Source organism: Streptomyces sp. NPDC104367 (assembly GCF_055583825.1).
The window spans coordinates 54790-75669 of sequence record NZ_JBVJND010000028.1; the positions used below are offsets into that span (position 1 = coordinate 54790).

The following is a 20880-nucleotide window of genomic DNA, read 5'->3' on the forward strand; positions in this document are numbered from 1 at the left end:
CCAGTGATCGCTGGCGGTGTGTGTGCACTCCGTGAAACAGGGTTACCCACGGGTACCCAAAGGCCCCGCGCCCGAATACCCTGCGGCTCATGACGGACTCGCAGGCCCCGGAGAAGACCGGTACGGACACGACCGGCACCAACCCCCTCGCCCCCGCCCCCGCGGGAGCCCGAACGGCCGCCGACGTGGTCACGCCCGAGCTGGTCGCCCAGCTCACCAAGGGCGTCGCCGGCTCCGGCCGTACGGCCAACCACACGCCCTTCACCGGCGAGAAGCTGGCCGACCTGCCCGAGTCCACCCCCGAGGACGTGGCCAGGGCCTACGACGCGGCCCGCGCCGCCCAGGCCGTGTGGGCGAAGGTGCCGGTACGGCAGCGCGCGGCCGTCCTGCTCCGCTTCCACGACCTGATCCTGGCCCGCCAGGCCGAGGTCCTCGACCTCATCCAGCTGGAGACCGGCAAGGCCCGGCTGCACGCCCACGAGGAGGTGCAGGCCGTGGCCGTCGCCGCACGGCACTACGGCCGCAAGGCCCCCGCCTACCTCCGCCCCAAGCGGCACGCGGGCGCCATGCCCACCCTCACCAAGGTCACCGAACTGCGCCACCCGCGCGGTGTCGTGGGCCAGATCGCCCCGTGGAACTACCCCCTCGAACTCTCCGTCGGCGACGCGCTGCCCGCCTTCGCCGCCGGCAACGCGGTCGTCATGAAGCCGGACACCGAGACCTGCCTGACCGCCCTGTGGGCACGCGACCTGCTGATCGAGGCGGGGCTGCCCGCCGACGTCTTCCAGGTGGTGCTCGGCGAGGGCCCGGTCGTCGGACCCGAGGTCGTCCGGCACGCCGACTACGTCTCCTTCACCGGCTCGACCCGCACCGGGCGCGAGGTCGCGCAGGGCGCCGCCGCCCGGCTGGTCGGCGTCTCCCTCGAACTCGGCGGCAAGAACGCCATGCTGGTCCTGGACGACGCCGACATCGAGAAGGCGGCCGCCGGCGCGGTCCGCGCCTGCTTCTCCTCCGCCGGACAGCTCTGCATCTCCATCGAGCGGCTCTACGTCCACGAGTCGATCGCCGACGCGTTCGTGGAGCGCTTCGCCGCCCGCACGAAGGCCCTGCGCCTCGGCCGCTCCCTCGCCTACGGCGCCGACATGGGCTCCCTGGTCGGCGAACGCCAGCTGGAGACCGTCAGGCGGCACGTGGAGGAAGCCGTCGAGAAGGGCGCCACCGTCGTCGCCGGCGGCACCGCCCGTCCCGACATCGGCCCCTACTTCTACGAGCCGACCATCCTCGACGGCGTCGAGGACGCGATGGCCGTCTGCGCGGAGGAGACCTTCGGCCCGGTCGTCTCCCTCTACCGCTTCAAGACCGAGGACGAGGCCGTCGAGCACGCCAACGGCACGCCGTACGGCCTCAACTCGTCGGTGTGGACGAAGAACGGCGGCCGCGGCCGCGCGGTCGCCGCCCGGCTCCGCACCGGCACCGTGAACGTCAACGAGGGCTACGCCCCCGCCTACGGCAGCGTCCAGTCCCCGATGGGCGGCATGAAGGACTCCGGCCTGGGCCGCCGCCACGGCTCCGAGGGCATCCTCAAGTACACCGAGGCCCAGACGGTCGCACAGCAGCGACTGCTGCCGATGGCCCCCTCCCTGGGCATGGACGACGAGAAGTACGCCCGGTTCATGAGCACCAGCCTCCGCGTGATGAAGGCGCTGAGGCTGCGGTAGCCGACCCGTTCCCACCCGCACGCGAAACTCAACGAGGAGCACCCGTGCCCCAGGACACCTACGACTACGACGTCATCGTCGTCGGCTCAGGCTTCGGCGGCTCCGTCACCGCCCTGCGCCTGACGGAGAAGGGCTACCGCGTCGGTGTCCTGGAAGCCGGCCGCCGCTTCACCCGCGAGACCCTGCCCAGGAACTCGTGGGACATCAGGAACTACCTCTGGGCCCCGCAGCTCGGCTGCTACGGCATCCAGCGCATCCACCTCCTCGGCAACGTCATGGTCCTGGCCGGCGCGGGCGTCGGCGGCGGCTCGCTCAACTACGCCAACACCCTCTACGTCCCGCCGAAGGCCTTCTTCGACGACCCCCAGTGGCGTGACATCACCGACTGGCACGAGGAGCTGAAGCCGTACTACGACCAGGCCCAGCGCATGCTCGGCGTACGGCTCAACCCGACCATGACCCCCTCCGACGTGCACCTGAAGGCGGCGGCGGAGAAGCTCGGCGTCGGCGACTCCTTCCACCTCGCGCCGGTCGGCGTCTTCTTCGGCGACGGCAAGGACGCCGACGGAGACGGAGACGGCGGGGCGAAGGCCGCGCCCGGCGAGCAGGTCGCCGACCCCTACTTCGGCGGCGCGGGCCCGGACCGCAAGGCCTGCACCGAGTGCGGCGAGTGCATGACCGGCTGCCGGCACGGCGCGAAGAACACCCTCAACGAGAACTACCTCCACCTCGCCGAGAAGGCGGGCGCGGAGGTGCACCCGATGACGACGGTCGTCTCCGTCACCGACGACTCGCGGGGCGGCTACGCGGTCGCGACCCTCCCCACCGACGACCGGAAGAAGGGCAAGGGCCGGATCTTCAGGGCCCACCGGGTCGTCGTCGCCGCCGGCACGTACGGCACCCAGACCCTGCTGCACCGCATGAAGGCCGGCGGCCAGCTGCCGTACCTCTCGGACCGGCTGGGCGACCTCACCCGCACCAACTCGGAGGCCCTGGTCGGCGCCCAGACCGACGACCGCCGCTACCGCAAGGCGCACGGCACCCCGAGGGCCGACTTCACCAAGGGCGTCGCGATCACGTCCTCCATCCACCCGGACGAGAACACCCACATCGAGCCGGTCCGCTACGGCAAGGGCTCGAACGCGATGGGCAGCCTGTCCATCCTCCAGGTGCCGTACGCGGAGGGCTCCTCCCGCGTCCTCGGCTGGCTGGCGAACGCGGCCCGCCACCCTCTGCTCGTACTGCGCTCGCTCTCCAGCCGGCGCTGGTCGGAGCGGACCATCATCGGCCTGGTGATGCAGTCGCTGGACAACTCCCTGACGACGTACCTGAAACCGGACGGCGTCGGCAAGGGCCTGCTCACCGCCCGGCAGGGCCACGGCGCGCCCAACCCCAAGCAGATCAAGGCCGCCTCCGAGGCCGCCACCGTGCTCGCCGCCGAGATCAACGGCTTCCCCGGCAGCAACGTCGGCGAGCTGATGGGCACCCCGCTCACCGCGCACTTCCTCGGCGGCTGCCCGATCGGCGGCTCACGCGAGAGCGGCGTCATCGACCCCTACCACCGGCTGTACGGCCACCCCGGGATATCGGTCGTCGACGGTGCCGCCGTCTCCGCGAACCTCGGTGTGAACCCGTCCCTGACCATCACCGCCCAGGCCGAGCGCGCGATGTCGTACTGGCCGAACAAGGGCGAGCCGGACCCGCGTCCCGCGCAGGGGGCGGCCTACGAACGCCTGAAGGCGGTCGAGCCCCGCGACCCGGTCGTCCCGCCGGACGCCTTCGGCGCGCTGCGGCTGCCGTTCCTCGGCGTCCCGGCGGTCCCCCCGAAGAAGTAGCCGCGCAGCGAAGAGGGACCTGTGCCCCCCTCCGAGCCCAGGTCCCTCTTCATCGGTGCGCGGCCACCGTTGGCACGGCGGCCGCGCGACCTTGTCTACGCGTCCGCCGAGGCCTTCCGGCGGCGTACGGCGATCACCGCGCCCGCGCCGGCCACCACGGCGACCCCGCCGACGAGGCCGATGACCGGGAGCGCCGAGCTGGAGCCGGTGTCGGCCAGGTTGCCGGTCGGCAGGTCGGAGACGTCGCCCTGCGGCTTCTTCACCGAGTCCTTGCCGCCGTTGTCGCTCGGGGTGGCCTCGCCCGGGGCGGGGTTGGACGAGCCGGCCTCAAGGACCGTGAAGTCGTACTGGGCCCAGCCCTCGGCGATGCAGTCCTGGCCGTCGACCTGGTCGAGGTAGGCGCCCGAGCCGAAGGAGTAGGCGTCGCCGGCGGGGGCCGCGGCGTCGATGGAGACGCGCAGGTCGATGGACTTGCCGGCGCCCGCCTTGAGCTTCGGCACGTAGAAGAAGTAGTCGCCGGCCCAGTCGTCGCTGCCGATCCGGTCCCAGGAACCGCTGTCGGGGTTCTTGAACTCCAGGTCGACGTGGGGGCTCAGGTACTTCGACTCGTCGAGCTCGTAGTTCTCGATCTCGGCGTAGAAGGCGACGCCTTCGATGTCGGCCTTGGACTCGTTGGTCACGACCAGCTCGAAGTCGTGGAAGCCGTCGCCCGCGACGATCTTGCCGGGCAGGCCCTTGATGTCCGCGGACACCTTGGCCTGGCCGTACTGCTCGTCGAGGTCCTCGCAGTAGGGGACGTCCGGGTCGGACGGGTCCTCGCTGGGCTCGGCCGACTCGGACGGCTCGGCGGACGCGGACGCCGAGGCACTTGCGCTCGCGCTGTCGCCGGGCGACGCGGATGCCGACGCCGACGCGGACTCGCTCGCGCTGTCGCTCGGCGAGGCGGTGGCGGAGTCGTCGTCGGACGGTGAGGCCGCGGCCGTCTCGCTGGGTATCTCGCTCGGCACGCTCTCGGACGCGGTCGGCGTCGCCGACTCCTCCGCGAAGGCGGCCGGTGCGGACAGCAGGGCGAGCGGCGCGATGGCAGCCGTGGCGGCTGCCGCGGCCATGGCGCGGCGAAGCTTCATGAGGACCCCCGTGACTCAGACGCGGTCGATGGATGTGACCGCTGGTTCCGCTGATGTGACCGGTGAATCCTGTGAATGGTTGCCTCCGCATTCACCGGATTCTCATGTGAGGTAGGTCACTTGGTCACTGGGGCGTCCCGCGGCGGGCCCGATCCCGGGGCTGGGCATGGACACAGCGGATTCCAAGGTTATTCTCGCCCCCGTCGAACGGCCGAACGAGAGAGTGTCATGTCTGACAGACGGTCCGAGCGGTCGTCGGGGGACGACCCGTCGTCCTCCTCCATACCCGACGAGGTGTGGGAGCGGTTCATCCACGACAGCGAGCGGGACATCCGCGAGTCCGCCCCGAAGGAGCCCTCGGCCCGGGCCCGCGAGGTGGCCCAGCGGCTCAAGGGGCAGGCGGAACCGGAGGGCTGGCGGACCGGGTCGGCCCGGCGGGAGGCGGACGGCCGGGCCGCGCGGCGCCGCAAGGCGTGGGCGGTCATCGGCGTCCCGCTGGCGATCGCCGCGCTGGTCGTGGCGATGCGGCCGTCGCTGATCCCCGGCGACCCCTTCGGCCCGGGGTCCGGCACGGACACCGCGACCGCGCCCCTCCCCGACGAGACCGCCGCCCCGACCGCCCCGCCCTCCGCGGCCGCCGCCGGCACCCCCACCCTCGCCCACCCGTTCGCCGGTTCCCCGGCGGCCCGCTGGGCCGACGGCGCGGCCGGCATCGTGCTGCCCGAGGCCACCGCGCTCGGCGCGATCCCGAAGGACCGCGTCGAACTGGCGCTCCGGCAGACCAGGAAGCTGCTGGTCGATGCCAACCTCAACCCCCGCGTCGTGGCCGGCGCCCGCCCGGAGGCCGCCCTCTCGGTGCTCGACCCCAAGCAGCCCCGGGTGCTCGACGACCTGGAAACCTCGCTGCGCAGCCCCAGCGTGACCCACGACCCGCTGTTCCTCTTCAGCCGCTTCGACCCGAAGGACGTGAAGCTCGCCGGGGAGGTCATCAAGACGCGCGGCCGGATCACCTTCTCCAAGGGCAAGTTCGAGGGGGTGGCCGTGCAGGCCGACTACACCTTCGTCTACCCGGTCGTCCGCGTCGGCGGCTCCACCGAGGTCACCCGCACCATTGTGCGCCGCGTCATCGAGGTCGAACTCCCCGACCCCGTCCGCTACCAGGTCACCGCCGGCCGGCTGACCCTGCTGCGCTACGACGAGAACGCCGGCAACTCGGGCTGCGGCATCGACGACGGCTATCTGCACCCGCAGTTCCCGTCCCAGGCCCCGACCGGTGCGGCCCCGACCGGTCCGTCGGTCGACCCGTACGACCGCAGCCGCGTGCTCGACGACCGGCCGGAGGGGTGCGGCACGGTGAGCCGCACGTAGGACCGGCACACGGCGAAGGGCCCCGCGGGACGGAGCCGCGGGGCCCTTCTTCCGTCAGCACCGACGTCAGGGCAGCGTCGGTGCCGGGGAGCGGCGCCGGGGGGTTGCGCCGCTGGTCTCTGTGTCCTGTGCCACCCGTCGCGCCCTCGGTCGGCGCCCCGGCGCGCTCGGGGCGTACGGCAGGTCTCGACCTGTGACGGACGGTCGGCACACGGCAATACCGTTGCCTGAACTGGGACTTGGGAGCTGTGAAGGCCTCGGAGGCCTTCCTTGCATCGTGCTGGATGTACGCGGCCTCCGCAACCGTTTGGCCCGGCACTGGTGCATTTTTGCAATTTTCCGCCGGTCGGCCCCGGGCGTCCCCGGAGCCGGCCGTCTCTTGGGTGACCGGGCTGCTGTCCCCTGCCGTCCGGTCACTTGACTGGAGCGAGGTCCCACGGCGCACGGCACGTTCCGTACGCCTCATCGCTCCAGTGAGCCACGCGTGGTTCTTTCGGGCCCGCCCCTGGCTGGCACGGACACCCCACCAACGAAGCGTTCCGGGTGCCGGTCACGCGCCGTACGGGTGAGAAGGGACCGAACTCAGATCCGCACGACTCAGATCCGCACGACTCGGATGCGACGGGCCAGGATGCGACGGGCTCAGACGCGACGGGCTCAGATGCCACGGGCTCAGATGCCACGGACTCAGATGCGGCCGCGGCACAGCTCCAGCAGGGTCATGGCGAGGGTGGTGCCCGGCCTGCCGAGCGCCTCGCTGTAGTGGGTGAGGATCTCCATCTCGCGGGACAGGTTCACGCGGCGGCCGCCGGAGGTGATCCGGGCCTCCTGGACGACGGCGGAGACCGCCATCCGTTCCTGGACCAGACCGATGATCCGGTCGTCCAGCGCGTCGATGCGCTCCCGCGCACCGGCGATCACGTCGGCGGCCTCGGGGGTACGGGCACCGGTCACATCGAGGGCGGTCATGTCGGGGCTCCTCATCTGTCGGGGGAGGCCCCCCGGAGCGACAGGACCCGGGGAAACGCCAGGCGCCCCGGACCTTGTCGGCCCGGGGCGCCTGGGGAAGTCGCTTGTCAGTTGCTCAAGCAGCACGACCATGGCAGCCGGGGGGCCGGTCGCCATAGGTAAAGAGGAAGGTCGGGTGCGTGAGCATGGGGGCGAGTATGCCACAGCCCGGCGGCCGCACGCGGCGAGGTGTCCGACCGCCACCCCGTTAGAATCGGTAACCACAGACCCCCGCCCAGACCGCCGGAAGGCACCCCGTGTCATCAGCGACTCCCGCTGCCGCCACCCCCGACACCGTCCTGGTCGTCGACTTCGGCGCGCAGTACGCCCAGCTCATCGCCCGTCGCGTCCGCGAGGCCCGGGTCTACAGCGAGATCGTGCCCAGCACCATGCCGGTCGCCGAGATGCTCGCCAAGAACCCGGCGGCGATCATCCTCTCCGGCGGCCCCTCGTCCGTGTACGAGGAGGGCGCCCCCCGTCTGGACCGCGCGCTCTTCGAGGCCGGCGTCCCCGTCTTCGGCATGTGCTACGGCTTCCAGCTGATGGCGCAGTCCCTCGGCGGTACCGTCGACAACACCGGTGCCCGCGAGTACGGCCGCACCGACCTGCACGTCTGCAAGCCGGCCTCCACCCTCTTCGAGGGCACCCCGGACGAGCAGCACGTGTGGATGTCGCACGGCGACGCCTGCTCCGCCGCCCCCGAGGGCTTCGCCGTGACCGCGTCCACGGACGTCGTCCCGGTCGCCGCCTTCGAGAACGACGAGAAGAAGCTCTACGGCGTCCAGTACCACCCCGAGGTCATGCACTCCACGCACGGCCAGCAGGTGCTGGAGCACTTCCTGTACCGCGGCGCGGGCCTGAAGCCGACCTGGACCACCGGCAACGTGATCGACGAGCAGGTCGCCGCGATCCGTGAGCTGGTCGGTGACCGGCGGGCGATCTGCGGTCTGTCCGGCGGCGTCGACTCCGCGGTGGCCGCGGCCCTCGTCCAGAAGGCCATCGGCTCCCAGCTGACCTGCGTGTACGTCGACCACGGCCTGATGCGCAAGGGCGAGACCGAGCAGGTCGAGAAGGACTTCGTGGCCGCGACCGGCGTCAAGCTGGTCGTCGTCGACGCGGAGGAGCGGTTCCTGACCGCCCTCAAGGGCGTCTCGGACCCCGAGCAGAAGCGGAAGATCATCGGCCGCGAGTTCATCCGGGTCTTCGAGCAGGCCCAGGCCGAGATCGTCGCCGACGCGGGCCCGGCCGTGGAGTTCCTGGTCCAGGGCACCCTCTACCCGGACGTCGTCGAGTCCGGCGGCGGCACCGGCACCGCGAACATCAAGTCGCACCACAACGTCGGCGGCCTCCCCGAGGACCTGGAGTTCAAGCTCATCGAGCCGCTCCGCAAGCTCTTCAAGGACGAGGTCCGGATGGTCGGCCAGGAACTGGGCCTGCCGGAGGAGATCGTCCAGCGCCAGCCGTTCCCGGGTCCCGGCCTCGGCATCCGGATCGTCGGCGAGGTCGACAAGGAGCGCCTCGACCTGCTCCGCGACGCCGACGCCATCGCCCGCGAGGAGCTGACCGCGGCCGGCCTCGACCGCTCCATCTGGCAGTGCCCGGTGGTCCTGCTCGCGGACGTCCGCAGCGTCGGCGTCCAGGGCGACGGCCGCACCTACGGCCACCCGATCGTGCTGCGCCCGGTCTCCTCCGAGGACGCCATGACGGCCGACTGGTCGCGCCTGCCCTACGACGTCCTCGCGAAGATCTCCACCCGGATCACCAACGAGGTCCGTGACGTCAACCGCGTGGTCCTCGACGTCACCTCGAAGCCCCCGGGCACCATCGAGTGGGAGTAGCCGGCGGCTAGCGGGCCTCAGGTGCGCCGGACCGTGCGCACCGGCCCGCCGGGCCGCCAGGCCTGGACGACCAGATACATGTCGTCCTCGACGCAGGTCCGCACGACCTCCGTCAGCTCGGTCCGGAAGAGGTGGAACGGCCCCTCGGGCGGTTCCACCTCTTTCTCGTACGCCCGCTTCACCGCCGGGTCCGTCACCTCGTACGCCCGGCCGCCGATCCGCACGTCCCCGCCGCCGCTCATCGCGGTGCCGTCCCCGGGATTCGCCTGGAGCGCGAACCGCGGGTCGCGGAGCAGGTCCAGCGCCTTCACCGAGGCCGGCATCATGCCGAGCCAGAGCCCGCCGTCCAGGAATCGGACCTCCAGTCCGGAGGTGCGGGGCGAGCCGTCCGCGCGCAGGGTCGCCAGGACGTGGTGGCGGTGGGCGGCGAACCGCTCCGCGACGATGTGGGCGAGGTCGGGCGCCGCGGCGGCGAAGTCCGCCCAGTCGGCACCGGCTGTTCCGGTCGTACGGGTTGCGCGTGTCATGCGAGCCAGTCTGGTGCCGATACCCGACATCTTCTGTCGTGAATTGCTCGCGCGCGTCATCTTTACAGAACAGCTCTGTTTTCCTGCGCTGACCGGCGGTAACTTCCGCCCGTAACACACACCCAGTGCAGGAGGACCTATGCACGGGCCGACTCCGCCCCTGCCACTGCCCACCGACCAGCTCCGGTTCGCGATGCCGCCGATGCACGACTCGCTCGACGACGAGCGCCGGCACCGCAAGGAGCGGCTCGCGGGTGCGCTGCGGATCTTCGGCCGGACCGGACTCGAGGACGGGGTGTCCGGACACATCACCGCCCGCGACCCCGAATACTCGAACTGTTTCTGGGTCAACCCGTTCGGCATGCCGTTCAAGCACGTCACCGTGAGCGACCTCGTCCTCGCCAACCAGGACGGCCAGGTGATCGAGGGCCGCTACCACGTCAACCAGGCCGCCTTCACCGTCCACGCCCAGGTGCACGCGGCCCGCCCGGACGTCGTCGCCGTCGCCCACTGCCACTCCGTGCACGGCCGCGCCCTGTCCGCCCTCGGCGACCTGCTCGACCCGATCAGCCAGGAGAGCTGCGCCTTCTACGAGGACCACGCCCTCTACGACGCCTACACCGGAGTCGCCGTCGACGCCGAGGAAGGCCGCCGCATCGCGACCGCCCTCGGCTCCCGCAAGGCCCTGGTGCTGCGCAACCACGGGCTGCTGACCGTCGGCGACTCGGTGGACGCGGCCGCCTGGTGGTTCCTGTCCATGGAGAAGTCCGCGCAGGTCCAGCTGGCCGCCAAGGCCGCCGGCCGCCCGCTGCTCATCGACCACAAACTGGCCGTCGCCACCCGCGAACAGCTCGGCGGCGACCTGGTGGCCTGGATCAACTACCAGCCCCTGTGGCAGGACATCAGCCGCAGCGAACCGGACCTGCTGAGCTAGAAGCTCCGCAGCACGGCCGCCTTCGTCATCGCGAACTCCTCGTCCGTGAGCACCCCGTCCCGGTGCAGATCGCCCAACTCCCTCAGCCTGCGCAGCAGTACGTCGTGGTGACCGGCCGACTGACGCGGCACGGCCGCCGACGGCCCGTCCCGGCCGTCCCGGTCGTCCCGGCCGTTCCCGTCGCTCCGGCTCGGGGCGTTGCGGTCCAGGGCGTCGCGTTCCGGGGCCGGCCGGGCCGAGGGATGCGGCAGCCGGGCCGTGACCGCCGCCGCGACCAGCGCCGTCAGCAGGTCGCGGCGGACACTGCCCCACAGGTCGAGCGCGTACGGGTCGCGCTCGGCCGGCAGCTTCGAGAACACCGTCTCCCGGGTCACGAACCGCAGGAAGCCGTCCTCGTGACCGGAGTTGGGCAACCACTCCACCCGCACCAGATCGCCGACGCCGATGATCCGCGGCCCGGTCGCCCGCTTCACCCTGTCCGAGGTGTCGGCCCAGTCGATCCGGACCTGCGTACCGTCGAACGACACCGTGCCGTCCGAGGACCGCACCGACACCGGCACCGGCGGCCCCGGCAGCAGATACGACGTCGCGGGCTCCACCGGGACCTGGTCCAGCAGCAGCGACTGCCGGATCTCCCGCACCACGTACTCGGCCACCCCGGACCGGTCCCCGTCCACCGTCAGCCGGTACGGGTCCGCTCCCTCCGGCAGCCGCCCGCCCGTCGCCTGCAACAGAGGATCCGCGCCCTCCCGCAGCCGCATCCGCAGCCGCCCCCGCCTGCGCTCCGGCTCGTACACCACCCCCGACACCGCCTCCAGGGGTACGGCGATCTCCCCGTACGTCCGCCGGAACAGCGGTACGCAGCGGTGGCGCCCCGGCGTGATCCGGACCGTGCTGCCGTCGAACGCCCAGGTCCCGTCCCGCTGGATGATCTCGGCCATGGGGCAATTCTCGCAGTCCGGTCAACTGGTCGGCCGTACCTTCACTCGCCGTGACCAGCCCGCCGCACGCGGACTGCGTGGCGTAGGGCACAATTCGCTCTCGACACAGGGGAGTTGCACGGCATGATCCGGTCCCGGGCGGGCCGCACACCGTCGTGCCTCGGGCGTGGGGAAGGCAGGCGTCGGGCGTGGCGGTGCAGGAGGCGAGGCAGGGCACCGGTCCGGGTGCCCACGGAGGCGGCTGCGCGTGCGGGGACTGCCCGCACGGGGCGCGCGAGGGGCACCGCCGGGCGGTCGCCGAATTCCTCCTCAAACGCGACGAGTTCGCGGCCGGACACGGAGTGCCCGCGGCGGTGGCCCACTCGGCCTCCGCCTCCCGCCAGTGGGTCTCCGAGGAGCTGACCCAGTCCGCCGAGACCGTCGCCGAACGCGGCCGCGCCGAGGGCGGGGCCTGGCTCTCCCGCCTCTGGCTGCGCACCGCGTGCACCGTCTGGGCCGCCGTCGTGATCATGCTCCTCACCCAGTCCCTCACCGCGATCGGCACGGGCTGGACCAGCGCCCGCACCGCCGGCCTGCTCGCCGCCCTGATCGTGGCCCTGGCCCTCACCACGGCCTCCTGGTTCCACCGCGCCCGCGGGGGCGTGCTCGCCCCCGTGATCGGCGAGGACAACCGCATGTCCACCTCCCGCACCGTCGCCGCCTCCTGGGTCCTCTTCGTCGCCTACGCCGTCCTCGTCCTGGCCGGCCGGCTGGCCGCCGCCTCCTCTCCCGCCGAACGCGACGCCCTCATCTCCGGCCTCGACCTCGCCCGCGGCGCCGGCGCGGTGACCGTCCTCGCCGTGGTCTGCGGCATCGCCGTCCTGGTGCGCCGGGTGGTGGGCCTGCGCATCCTCGGCCAGCGACTGCAGAAGGTGCGCGCCCACCGCCCCCGCGCGGCCGACCTGCTCACCGACGACGCCGGCCGGGGCACCTTCGCCGACATCCAGTACGTCGTCATCAGCGCCGTCGCCCTCGTCTTCGCCGCGGTACGCCTCGCCCGCCGCCCCGACCAGCTCCCCGACCTGCCCTGGGGCCTCGCGACGGTGGTCCTGATCTCCGCCGCGACCTACCTCGCCGGCAAGTACGCCGACGGCGGCCGCCCGGTGATCCTCTCCGTCGTCCGCTCCCGCGAGGCCGGTGACCTCGACGCCCCGATCCGCACCGGCGACGACATCGAGATCCGCGGCACCGGCTTCGTCCCGCCCGGCGCCCAGAGCGCCGACCGCCTCTCCCGGATGGTCGTCCGCATCGGCGCCGTCAACGTCCACGTCCCGCTGGTCCCCGTCATTGGCGGCTTCAGCAACCCCACGGACACCACCCTCACCGTCCCCGTGCCGGCCGACGTGGAACCCGGCTGGGTCGAGGTCCAGGTGGTGACGGCGGCCGGGGTGGCCACCAACCGCTGTGTCGTCGAAGTGACCGACTGAGGGCACCTGCGGGTCCGAGGTCCGGGGGCCGGGAGCTGGGTCGGGGTGCCAGGGCCGGCCGGGGTGCCGGTGAGCGGGCCGGCGGTTGGACCGCCGCCACCGCCGCCTTCACCTCTTCGGGCTCGTGGTCCCTCTCTCCCCGCCCCGCCCCCTCTCCCACCAGCCACGGGCGGCCGGGACCCGCCGAAATTCGGAAAAACCTTCGGGAGAGGGTTGAGCGGGCCCCGGATGTCGTACGTATGGTCTGTTGAGGGGCCCTGAGCACAGCGGCGAGAGGCGGACACTGGCGATGACTCACGGCATTCGTACGGACACGCACTCCTCGTATCTCGACGGTGACCGCGGTCTGCGGGACATCGCCACCCGATACGCCCTCCTTCCCCTGCGGATCTTCCTGGGCGTCACCTTCATCTACGCCGGCCTGGACAAGCTCACCGACAGCGCCTTCCTGAAGTCCGGCGGCTCCGGCTCCATCGGCGACACCATGCGCGCCGTCCGCGACTCCTCCGCCATCCCGGCCCTGGTCGACCTGGCGCTGAAGAACCCCGTCGGCTTCGGCACCGCGATCGCCATCGGCGAACTGGCCGTCGGCCTCGGCACCCTCTTCGGCCTGCTGGCCCGTCTGGCCGCGCTCGGCGGCGCCCTGATCTCGCTCAGCCTCTGGCTGACCGTGAGCTGGTCCTCGTCGCCGTACTACTACGGCAACGACCTCGCCTACCTGATGGCCTGGCTCCCCCTGGTGCTGGCCGGCGCCCCCTACCTCTCCCTGGACGCGATCCTCCGTGCCCGCCGCCGACACCGCTCGGCACGGGCCTCGCTGGGTCTGTAGCCCTTTGGAGTCGTAGCCCTCCGGGGCGGTAGCCCTGAGGGACTGAGGGGCCTCAGGGGCTCTGGGGTTCCGTGGCCCTGGCTCCGCTGCGGATGCGGCGTCGCTTGCGTATCGCACGGGTCAGGGTCGCCGCCACGCCCGCCAGGAAGAGGCCGGCCACCGTCACCGGGATGACCGCGAACCACTCGGTCCGCCACCAGCCGCCCGCGTCACCCGCGTAGGCGATTCCCGCCGCCGTCAGGAAGACGCCCAGGATCAGCCGCCCGGGCTGGAACTCATGCCGCAGCACGGGTCACCTCCACCTGTCCCACGCCGACCCGGAGGTCCAGGTCGAGCGTCCCCGCCTTCTTCGCGCCGCTCACGGGTGTCAGCGTCACGTCCTTGTGCCGGCCCGGCTCCACGTCCACGTCCTTCTTGTCGTCACCGGGCAGCTGGATGTCGCCCACCCCCACGTCGATGCTCATCCGCACGGTCGCGTCCGCCGGCACCAGGATCCTCAGCCGGCCCGCCCCCACCTCGGCCGCCGTCGACACCGTCCGCCCGCCGGCGACCCGCACACGGGTCAGGTCCAGCGTGGCCTCGCCCGTCCCCAGGTCGTACGCCGACCGCACCTGGGCCGCCGTGGCCGGTGCCCAGGCCGCCCGCGTCCAGTGCGTGCCGATGTCGGAGGGCACGGCCGTCGCCCCCGCGAGCAGCGCCGCCGTGACGAGCGCCAGGAACAGCGAGCCCGCCCCCGTACGCCCCAGGAACGAGCTGACCGCCGTGCCCAGGCCGAACACGATCAGCGCGCAGGCCAGCCCGGTCTGGAGGCTGGTGCCCAGCGGGTGCGTGTCCCAGGTCAGGCCCGTGCCCAGGCCGCCCGCCAGCAGGGCGAACAGGAAGATCCAGCCGCCGATCCAGCGCGGCCCCCGCGGCTTCGGGGGCGCGCCGTGCCGCTCGCGTGCGCCCTGGCCGTGGACCCACGGGGTGCCGAGGCGGACGTCGAGTCCCGGCGTGTACCTGCCGCGGGCCGAGTCCGGGCCCCACAGGTAGCCGGTGCCCCCGACATGCGTGCCGTCCTTCACGATCGGGTCGCGCCACCAGGAAGGGAAGGAGACCGACACCGGAGGCGCCTGCGCCTCCGGCGGGGCGTCGGCCACGGCCTGCGCGGCCAGCGGGTCGGGATCGGGGGCGTCGCGCCGACGCGACCAGTACCCGGCGCCCGCCAGCAGCAGGGAGAGGACGACCGCGAACGCCAGCACCTGGCCGTTCTTGATCATCGTCAGCAGCACTCCGCAGCCGACCAGCGCGAACAGCACGGCCGTCAGCGCCTGTCCGTCGACCCGGCCGGTCAGCAGCTTGCGGACCTCGTTCTCCTCCTTGTCCTCGTAGGGCACGAAGAGCCAGGCGAAGCCGTAGAAGAGGAGGCCGATGCCGCCGGTCGCGGCCAGCACGGCCAGGGTGATGCGGAAGATCACCGGGTCCAGGTCGGTGTGGCGGCCGAGTCCCGCGCACACGCCCGCGATCATCTTGTGCCGCCGATCGCGCCGGAATCCGGCCGGCGTCCCGCCGGCCGCGTCCGCTCCGGCGCCGGTCGCACCGGCCCCCGGCGCGGTCGCCCCCGGCCCGGTCGCCCCCGCCGCGGCGGACGCGGCATCCGACGGCCCGGTGCCCGGTGCGGGCCGCGGGCCGGGGCCGGGTCCCGGACCCGTCGCGGCGTGCTCGTGATCAGTCATGAGTCCATGGTGACGGCCGGGCCGCCCCCGCGGCAGTCGGGATGACCCTGGCCGAACCCTGAAATCGGCCCTGAGGCCGGCCCGGGAGGCGTCCGAGCGGAGATGCGCCGGGGTCCGCGGCGGGAAGAAGCGAAGATCAAGCGAAGATCAGGGGAGTCTCGGGGGCCGACCCTGATGCTCCTCAACTCCCGGCGTGTGAACATCGATGGCATGCCGGAAGCCGCAGCAGTGCCCCTCGACGACCCGCGGCCGCCGCGCAAGCTCTACCGCAGCAGCGACGGCCGCTGGCTCGGCGGAGTGGCGCGGGGCCTCGCCGGGCATCTCGGCCTGCCCGTCGTCTGGGTGCGGCTCGTCTTCGTCGGCCTGTTCATGGCCAACGGTCTCGGCGCGCTGCTGTACGCGGCGTTCTGGTTCTTCGTCCCCCTCGGCGTCGGCGGGGTCGGCGGCCAGAAGCCGCCGTCGCTGGTCGCCACCGAGACCTCGGCCGACGGCCGCCGCAGACTCGTCGCCCGCAAGCCGGACCGGGGCCAGATCGTCGCCCTGCTCCTCATGGTCGTCGTGTCCATGGTGTTCGTGGGCAGCGTCAACCTGACCAGCGGTGCCAAGGCCTACCTCGTGCCCACGGTCCTGGTCGCCGCCGGTGTCGCCCTGGTCTGGCGCCAGGCGGACAACGCCCGCCGGGCCCGCTGGGTCGAGGTCGGCAGCCGGCGCCGCACGCTGTCGCTGGTGCGCGCGGGCCTCGGCGTACTGCTCGTCACCGCGGGCGTCTCGGGCGTCTTCGTCATGCAGGGCTCCGCCGCGCACATCGGCGCGGTGCTCCAGGCCGCGCTCGCCGTGGTCGTCGGCATCACCCTGCTCGCCGGCCCGTACCTGGTCCGGATGACCCAGGACCTCTCCGAGGAGCGGCTGATGCGCATCCGCGCCCAGGAGCGCGCCGAGGTCGCCGCCCACGTCCACGATTCCGTGCTGCACACCCTGACCCTGATCCAGCGCAACGCGGAGAACGCGAACGAGGTGCGCCGCCTCGCCCGCGCCCAGGAGCGCGACCTGCGCACCTGGCTCTACAAGCCCGAGGGCACCGGCAAGGACGAGGCCGACGAACCCAGCACCCTCGCCGACGCGGTCCGGCGCAACGCCGCGGAGGTGGAGGACAAGCACGGCGTCCCCATCGAGGTCGTGGTGGTCGGGGACTGCCCGCTCGACGAGGGGACGGGAGCACAGATGCAGGCCGCGCGCGAGGCGATGGTGAACGCCGCCAAGTACGGTGGCGAGGGCGGCGCCGTCCAGGTCTACGCCGAGGTCGAGGGGAAGACGGTCTTCGTGTCCGTGCGCGACCGCGGTCCCGGCTTCGACCTCGATTCGATACCCGCAGACCGGATGGGTGTCAGAGAATCGATCATCGGCCGTATGGAGCGCAACGGCGGCACGGCGCGGCTGCGGTCCGTGCCGGGCGGCGGCACGGAGGTCGAGCTGGAGATGGAGAGGGCGGAGAGGACGTCATGAGCGACGCGACCGAGGCGAACGGACCGGCGGACGGCACGGAGGAGGCCGGGCGCCGGGTGCGTGTGGTCCTCGTCGACGACCACCGGATGTTCCGTACGGGCGTCCAGGCCGAGATCGGCCGGACCGAGCAGACCGGCGTCGAGGTGGTCGGGGAGGCGGCCGACGTCGACCAGGCGGTCACGGTGATCACCGCGACCCGGCCCGAGGTGGTCCTGCTCGACGTGCACCTCCCTGGCGGCGGCGGGGTCGAAGTGCTGCGCCGGTGCGCGCCGTTGATGGGGGACGCCGAGCGGCCGGTGCGCTTCCTCGCGCTGTCCGTGTCGGACGCCGCCGAGGACGTGATCGGCGTGATCCGGGGCGGCGCCCGCGGCTACGTCACCAAGACGATCACCGGCACCGACCTGGTCGACTCGGTCTTCCGGGTCCAGGAGGGCGACGCAGTCTTCTCCCCGCGGCTCGCCGGGTTCGTCCTGGACGCCTTCGCCTCCACCGACGCCCCGCCGGTCGACGAGGACCTCGACCGCCTCACCCAGCGCGAGCGCGAGGTGCTGCGCCTCATCGCCCGCGGTTACGCCTACAAGGAGATCGCCAAGCAGCTGTTCATCTCCGTGAAGACGGTCGAGTCCCATGTGTCGGCGGTCCTGCGGAAGTTGCAGCTGTCCAACCGGCACGAGCTGACCCGCTGGGCGACCGCGCGCCGCCTGGTCTGAGAGGGCTGACAGCCTGCGGGACCTCAAGGCCTCGGGGCTCGGGGGCTCGGGCTTCTCAGGGTTTCGGGCTCTCGGTCTCGGCCTCTGTCTCTCAGGGCTGCTCAGACGATCCGGGTGGCGCCCGCGAACGGCATCTCGTCGACGGGGGCGATCCGCACCGGGGCCGACGGGTTGGGAGCGTGGATCATCTGGCCGTTGCCGATGTAGATGCCCACGTGGCTGATGCCCGAGTAGAAGAACACCAGGTCGCCCGGCTGGAGTTCGGAGCGGGAGACGCGCCGGCCGGCGTTGATCTGGGCGTAGGTGGTGCGGGGGATGGAGACGCCCGCGGAGCGGTAGGCGGCCTGGGCGAGGCCGGAGCAGTCGAAGGCGTCGGGGCCGGTCGCGCCCCAGATGTAGGGACTGCCGAGCTTCGAGTAGGCGTAGGCGACGGCGGCCGCCGCGCGGGAGTCGGAGGCGGCGACGCGGCCCGTGCCGAGGGACGCGCGGCCGTCCGGGGCCGAACGGGAGGCGCGGGAGCCGGGGGCGCCGTCCGCCGTGACGGCCGCCCGCTGCCGCGGCGACAGCCGGGACAGCAGCTGCCGGGCCTCGTCCAGCTTGCCGTTGATGGCGGCCTTCTGCCGTTTCAGCTCGGCCTGCCGGGACCGCAGTGACGTCAGTTCGAGATGGGCCGCGCCGCGCAGTTGCTCGATCTCCCGCAGCTGCCCGCGCACCCGGGCGACCGCACCGGCCTGCCGGTCGCCGGCCCGTTCGGCGAAGGCGGCTCCGTCCAGGTACCGGTCGGGGTCGCTGGAGAGGGCCAGTTGCCAGGCCGGGTCGATACCGCCGTCGCGGTACTGCGCGGCCGCCAGCGCACCGAGCGCGTCCCGGGCGGAGTTGAGCTTCTCCTGCTTGCGGGCGGTCTCGTCCTGCAGCGACCTCAGCCGCCCCTGGGCCGCGTCGGCCTTGTCCTTGGCGCCGTCGTACTTCTGGGTGGCCGTCTCGGCCTCCTGGTACAGCCTGTCCACCTTGGCCTTCACCTGGGCCGGTGTCAGTTGCGGCTCGGCGAGTCCGGTCCCTTCGAAGGCGGTCGCGGTGGCCGCGCCCGCCAGGGCGAGGGTGGCGGCCGTGCGGGCCGTATGACCGCCGAGCGAGCGTTGTCGGGGCTTGCGGTGGGCTGCCACCTGGACCTGTCACGTCCTTTCGTACGGGACCGCCTGGTCGTCAGCACGAACGCCAGGGGGAGCGCACGTACGGCCGCGGGGGAGCGGATCACGCGTCCGGCGGCGGCCCGCACAGGGGGAGCGCGCCGCCGCCGGACTTTCTCGGCGGTGGTGTCCGACTGCCGCCCCTGGCCCGGGCGGCGGTGGGGAGTCGGTCACCTGGGGCAGGACGCTAGGCCCGGTTGTGTCGGCCGGGTAACGCGATGCGCGGTATTGGCGTGACCGGATCGTTATCTGGCGGTATGCGACCGGGATTCCGGGCCGGAGCCGTCGGCTTCAGGGGCGCGATGACCGAAGAGGTGGTTCCGGGGCGGACGGGAGCTACGGGCTGCTATGGGGTGCATATATGCGGCCCCGCGGGGCCGCGCGGCCGCGGGCGCCCAGGGAGGGGGCGGTGCCGGGTTCCACCCGGGACCCTGATTAGGCTCCGCAACCATGGACGTACTCATCCATCTCTTCGTAGGCCTGCACATCATCGGCATCGCCGCGCTCCTCGGCGGCTTCCTCACCCAGATGAAGGCGATGGGCCAGGGCACGGCCCGGTTCGTCCCGGGGATGCTGCACGGCGCGTTCACCATGCTCGCCACCGGCGTGATCCTGGTCGGCCTCAACGAGGCGAACGGCCACCACGTCAACAGCATCAAGATCGGCGTCAAGCTCGCCCTGCTGATCGTGATCCTCGGACTCGTCTACGTGAAACGGGACGACGAGAAGGTCGAGAAGGGCGCCTTCGGCCTGGTCGGCCTGCTGACCGTGGCGAACATCTTCATCGCCGTGCTGTGGACGTGACCCTCAGGGGGCCGTCCTGAGCGCGGCGCGGGCGGCCGCCGTCGCCCCGGCGGCCACCGCCAGCCAGGCCAGCAGCGCGATCCAGACCAGCGCCTCGCCCGGCCACTTCAGCCACGCGCCGCCGACGGCGGCCATGACGGACAGCGTCGCCGCCGCCGTCATCCCCATCGGGAACACGGTCGCCCACCGGCGTACGTCGTAGCCCGGCCGGGGCCAGGCGAGCTCGGCGGCGAGCAGGACGACGTACCAGGCCAGGTCCAGGATCAGCAGCGCCACGGTCACCGTGCGCAGGACGCCCCGGTCGTCGTCGTTCCACAGGTACAGGCGCGCGCTGTCGGCGGCCAGCAGCTTCGCCCCGGCCAGTGCCGAGATCGCGAGCGCGCCGCCCGCGATCCACTGGTCGCCGGGGCCCTGCGCGATCTGCCGCCACTCGAAGCGGGGCACGGCCAGCCCGTACATCGCCAGCCCCAGCCAGAACAGCACCAGCGCCAGGTGCGCGAGCCATGCCGTGGTGAGCGCCGCCGCCAGTACCGCGCCGAGCACGGTGAGCCCCTGTGTGGCCACACAGCCCAGGAACACGGCGCCGGGCATCCGCTCCTTCCAGTGCCGTACGACCATGACGAGCAGCGGTGGCCACAGCACCACCGACAGCGCGAGCAGGGCCTCGGCGAGGGGTTGCAGGCCGAGCAGCGAGAACCGCGTCCCCAGCACCGTCGTCGCGGCCACGGCGGTGAGCGCGCCCGGTGTCTTCGCCTCCGACACCCAGCGACCGCGGTCGAGCGTCAGCCGGGTGACGAAGTCGGCGGCCAGCCCCGCCCACGCCAGACAGGCCAGCACCAGCATGACCACGGACAAGGTCTCCGCCCCCGCCAGATGCAGCCCCACCGACATGATGCCGGTGGCCATCACAGCGGCCCCGGCCGCCGGCGGACGCTGCGCCCACCAGGCGCGACGGGCGGAAATACCAGACATACCGCCGATGCTAGGGAGCCCTGGCCCCCACACGAACAGGCCACGCGCGCGTGCCCCGGAAAACCGCGCGGGCGAGGGATGAGGAGGCGGGGCGCGAGCGGCGAAGGTGCGCGGGGCTCTTGTGGAGCGGGAGCGCGGGGGAGCGGAGGTGGGGCGTGTGCGAGGGCGGCGGGTGCGGGCGGGGCTCTTGGGGCGCGTGCGGGCCGGCGGGCGCGGGCGAGAGGTGGGGGCGGGCGCTGCGGTGGTGTGCCGCGAGGGTGCGCGCCGGGCGCGGAGCGGTCGCTGTGCGCCCTGTGCCCGTGTTCCGCGCTCCCGCGCTCGGCCCCGTGTCCGCGCGGGACGGTGGGCGCGGGGGCCGGAGGCGGGCGCCCGGCGTGTGCTGGAAGTGGGGCGCCGGG

The 20880-nt window shown here is 72.7% G+C and carries 18 protein-coding genes; 10 read left to right on the plus strand and 8 right to left on the minus strand.

The genetic code is table 11. From position 1 onward, the window contains the following. The first annotated feature begins 89 nt into the window (after window positions 1-89). Window positions 90-1718 (plus strand): succinic semialdehyde dehydrogenase, encoded by a 1629-nt coding sequence (locus ACZ619_RS33510; RefSeq protein WP_469607023.1) that lies wholly within the window; start codon window positions 90-92, stop codon window positions 1716-1718. 44 nt (window positions 1719-1762) lie between these two features. Continuing rightward, the gene (locus ACZ619_RS33515) at window positions 1763-3553 is read left to right on the plus strand and encodes a GMC family oxidoreductase N-terminal domain-containing protein (RefSeq protein WP_469607026.1); all 1791 of its coding nucleotides are present in this window, start codon (window positions 1763-1765) and stop codon (window positions 3551-3553) included. A gap of 95 nt (window positions 3554-3648) precedes the next feature. Here ACZ619_RS33515 and ACZ619_RS33520 read toward each other — a convergent pair whose 3' ends face one another. Then, entirely contained in the window at window positions 3649-4680 is a 1032-nt protein-coding gene (locus ACZ619_RS33520) for an LPXTG cell wall anchor domain-containing protein (protein WP_469607029.1), read from the minus strand. A 228-nt stretch (window positions 4681-4908) separates the two neighbouring features. Between ACZ619_RS33520 and ACZ619_RS33525 the strand changes: the two genes are divergently transcribed. Next, window positions 4909-6048 carry a hypothetical protein gene (locus ACZ619_RS33525; protein WP_469607031.1) on the plus strand — a complete coding sequence of 380 codons (1140 nt, stop codon included), beginning with the start codon at window positions 4909-4911 and terminating at the stop codon, window positions 6046-6048. 687 nt (window positions 6049-6735) lie between these two features. On the opposite strand, the gene ACZ619_RS33530 is transcribed toward ACZ619_RS33525, so the two are convergent. Continuing rightward, window positions 6736-7017 (minus strand): chorismate mutase, encoded by a 282-nt coding sequence (locus ACZ619_RS33530; protein ID WP_469607034.1) that lies wholly within the window; start codon window positions 7015-7017, stop codon window positions 6736-6738. A gap of 296 nt (window positions 7018-7313) precedes the next feature. Here ACZ619_RS33530 and guaA point away from each other — a divergent pair, with 296 nt between their 5' ends. Beyond that, window positions 7314-8894: a glutamine-hydrolyzing GMP synthase gene (gene guaA, locus ACZ619_RS33535; protein ID WP_469607036.1), complete on the plus strand. Its 1581-nt coding sequence runs from the start codon at window positions 7314-7316 to the stop codon at window positions 8892-8894. A gap of 17 nt (window positions 8895-8911) precedes the next feature. On the opposite strand, the gene ACZ619_RS33540 is transcribed toward guaA, so the two are convergent. Beyond that, window positions 8912-9421 carry a pyridoxamine 5'-phosphate oxidase family protein gene (locus ACZ619_RS33540; protein WP_469607039.1) on the minus strand — a complete coding sequence of 170 codons (510 nt, stop codon included), beginning with the start codon at window positions 9419-9421 and terminating at the stop codon, window positions 8912-8914. Between the two features lie 139 nt (window positions 9422-9560). Here ACZ619_RS33540 and ACZ619_RS33545 point away from each other — a divergent pair, with 139 nt between their 5' ends. After that, on the plus strand, window positions 9561-10355 hold the full coding sequence (locus ACZ619_RS33545; protein WP_469607041.1) for a class II aldolase/adducin family protein: 795 nt from the start codon (window positions 9561-9563) through the stop codon (window positions 10353-10355). On the opposite strand, the gene ACZ619_RS33550 is transcribed toward ACZ619_RS33545, so the two are convergent. Continuing rightward, window positions 10352-11296 (minus strand): DUF4429 domain-containing protein, encoded by a 945-nt coding sequence (locus ACZ619_RS33550; RefSeq protein ID WP_469607044.1) that lies wholly within the window; start codon window positions 11294-11296, stop codon window positions 10352-10354. The genes ACZ619_RS33545 and ACZ619_RS33550 overlap by 4 nt on opposite strands. Before the next feature lie 188 nt (window positions 11297-11484). Here ACZ619_RS33550 and ACZ619_RS33555 point away from each other — a divergent pair, with 188 nt between their 5' ends. Next, entirely contained in the window at window positions 11485-12762 is a 1278-nt protein-coding gene (locus ACZ619_RS33555) for a hypothetical protein (protein WP_469607046.1), read from the plus strand. A gap of 289 nt (window positions 12763-13051) precedes the next feature. Beyond that, window positions 13052-13591 (plus strand): DoxX family protein, encoded by a 540-nt coding sequence (locus ACZ619_RS33560; RefSeq protein WP_469607049.1) that lies wholly within the window; start codon window positions 13052-13054, stop codon window positions 13589-13591. 52 nt (window positions 13592-13643) lie between these two features. Here ACZ619_RS33560 and ACZ619_RS33565 read toward each other — a convergent pair whose 3' ends face one another. Next, on the minus strand, window positions 13644-13880 hold the full coding sequence (locus tag ACZ619_RS33565; protein ID WP_469607051.1) for a hypothetical protein: 237 nt from the start codon (window positions 13878-13880) through the stop codon (window positions 13644-13646). Beyond that, window positions 13867-15306: a PspC domain-containing protein gene (locus tag ACZ619_RS33570; RefSeq protein WP_469607055.1), complete on the minus strand. Its 1440-nt coding sequence runs from the start codon at window positions 15304-15306 to the stop codon at window positions 13867-13869. The genes ACZ619_RS33565 and ACZ619_RS33570 overlap by 14 nt, the downstream gene beginning before the upstream one ends. A gap of 210 nt (window positions 15307-15516) precedes the next feature. On the opposite strand from ACZ619_RS33570, the gene ACZ619_RS33575 reads away from it, so the two are divergent. Next, window positions 15517-16809, plus strand: coding sequence for an ATP-binding protein (locus ACZ619_RS33575; RefSeq protein ID WP_469607059.1), 1293 nt, complete (start codon window positions 15517-15519; stop codon window positions 16807-16809). Next, on the plus strand, window positions 16806-17519 hold the full coding sequence (locus ACZ619_RS33580) for a LuxR C-terminal-related transcriptional regulator (RefSeq protein WP_469607061.1): 714 nt from the start codon (window positions 16806-16808) through the stop codon (window positions 17517-17519). Before ACZ619_RS33575 ends, ACZ619_RS33580 begins: the two co-directional genes overlap by 4 nt. Window positions 17520-17620: 101 nt before the next feature. Here the strand turns inward: ACZ619_RS33580 and ACZ619_RS33585 are convergent, their stop codons facing one another. After that, window positions 17621-18682 carry a C40 family peptidase gene (locus ACZ619_RS33585; RefSeq protein WP_469607065.1) on the minus strand — a complete coding sequence of 354 codons (1062 nt, stop codon included), beginning with the start codon at window positions 18680-18682 and terminating at the stop codon, window positions 17621-17623. A gap of 474 nt (window positions 18683-19156) precedes the next feature. Between ACZ619_RS33585 and ACZ619_RS33590 the strand changes: the two genes are divergently transcribed. Continuing rightward, window positions 19157-19510 (plus strand): hypothetical protein, encoded by a 354-nt coding sequence (locus tag ACZ619_RS33590; protein ID WP_469607068.1) that lies wholly within the window; start codon window positions 19157-19159, stop codon window positions 19508-19510. Window positions 19511-19513: 3 nt separating this feature from the next. Here ACZ619_RS33590 and ACZ619_RS33595 read toward each other — a convergent pair whose 3' ends face one another. Continuing rightward, window positions 19514-20482, minus strand: a complete 969-nt coding sequence (locus ACZ619_RS33595) for a tellurite resistance/C4-dicarboxylate transporter family protein (protein ID WP_469607071.1) — start codon at window positions 20480-20482, stop codon at window positions 19514-19516. Between the last annotated feature and the right edge of the window lie 398 nt (window positions 20483-20880).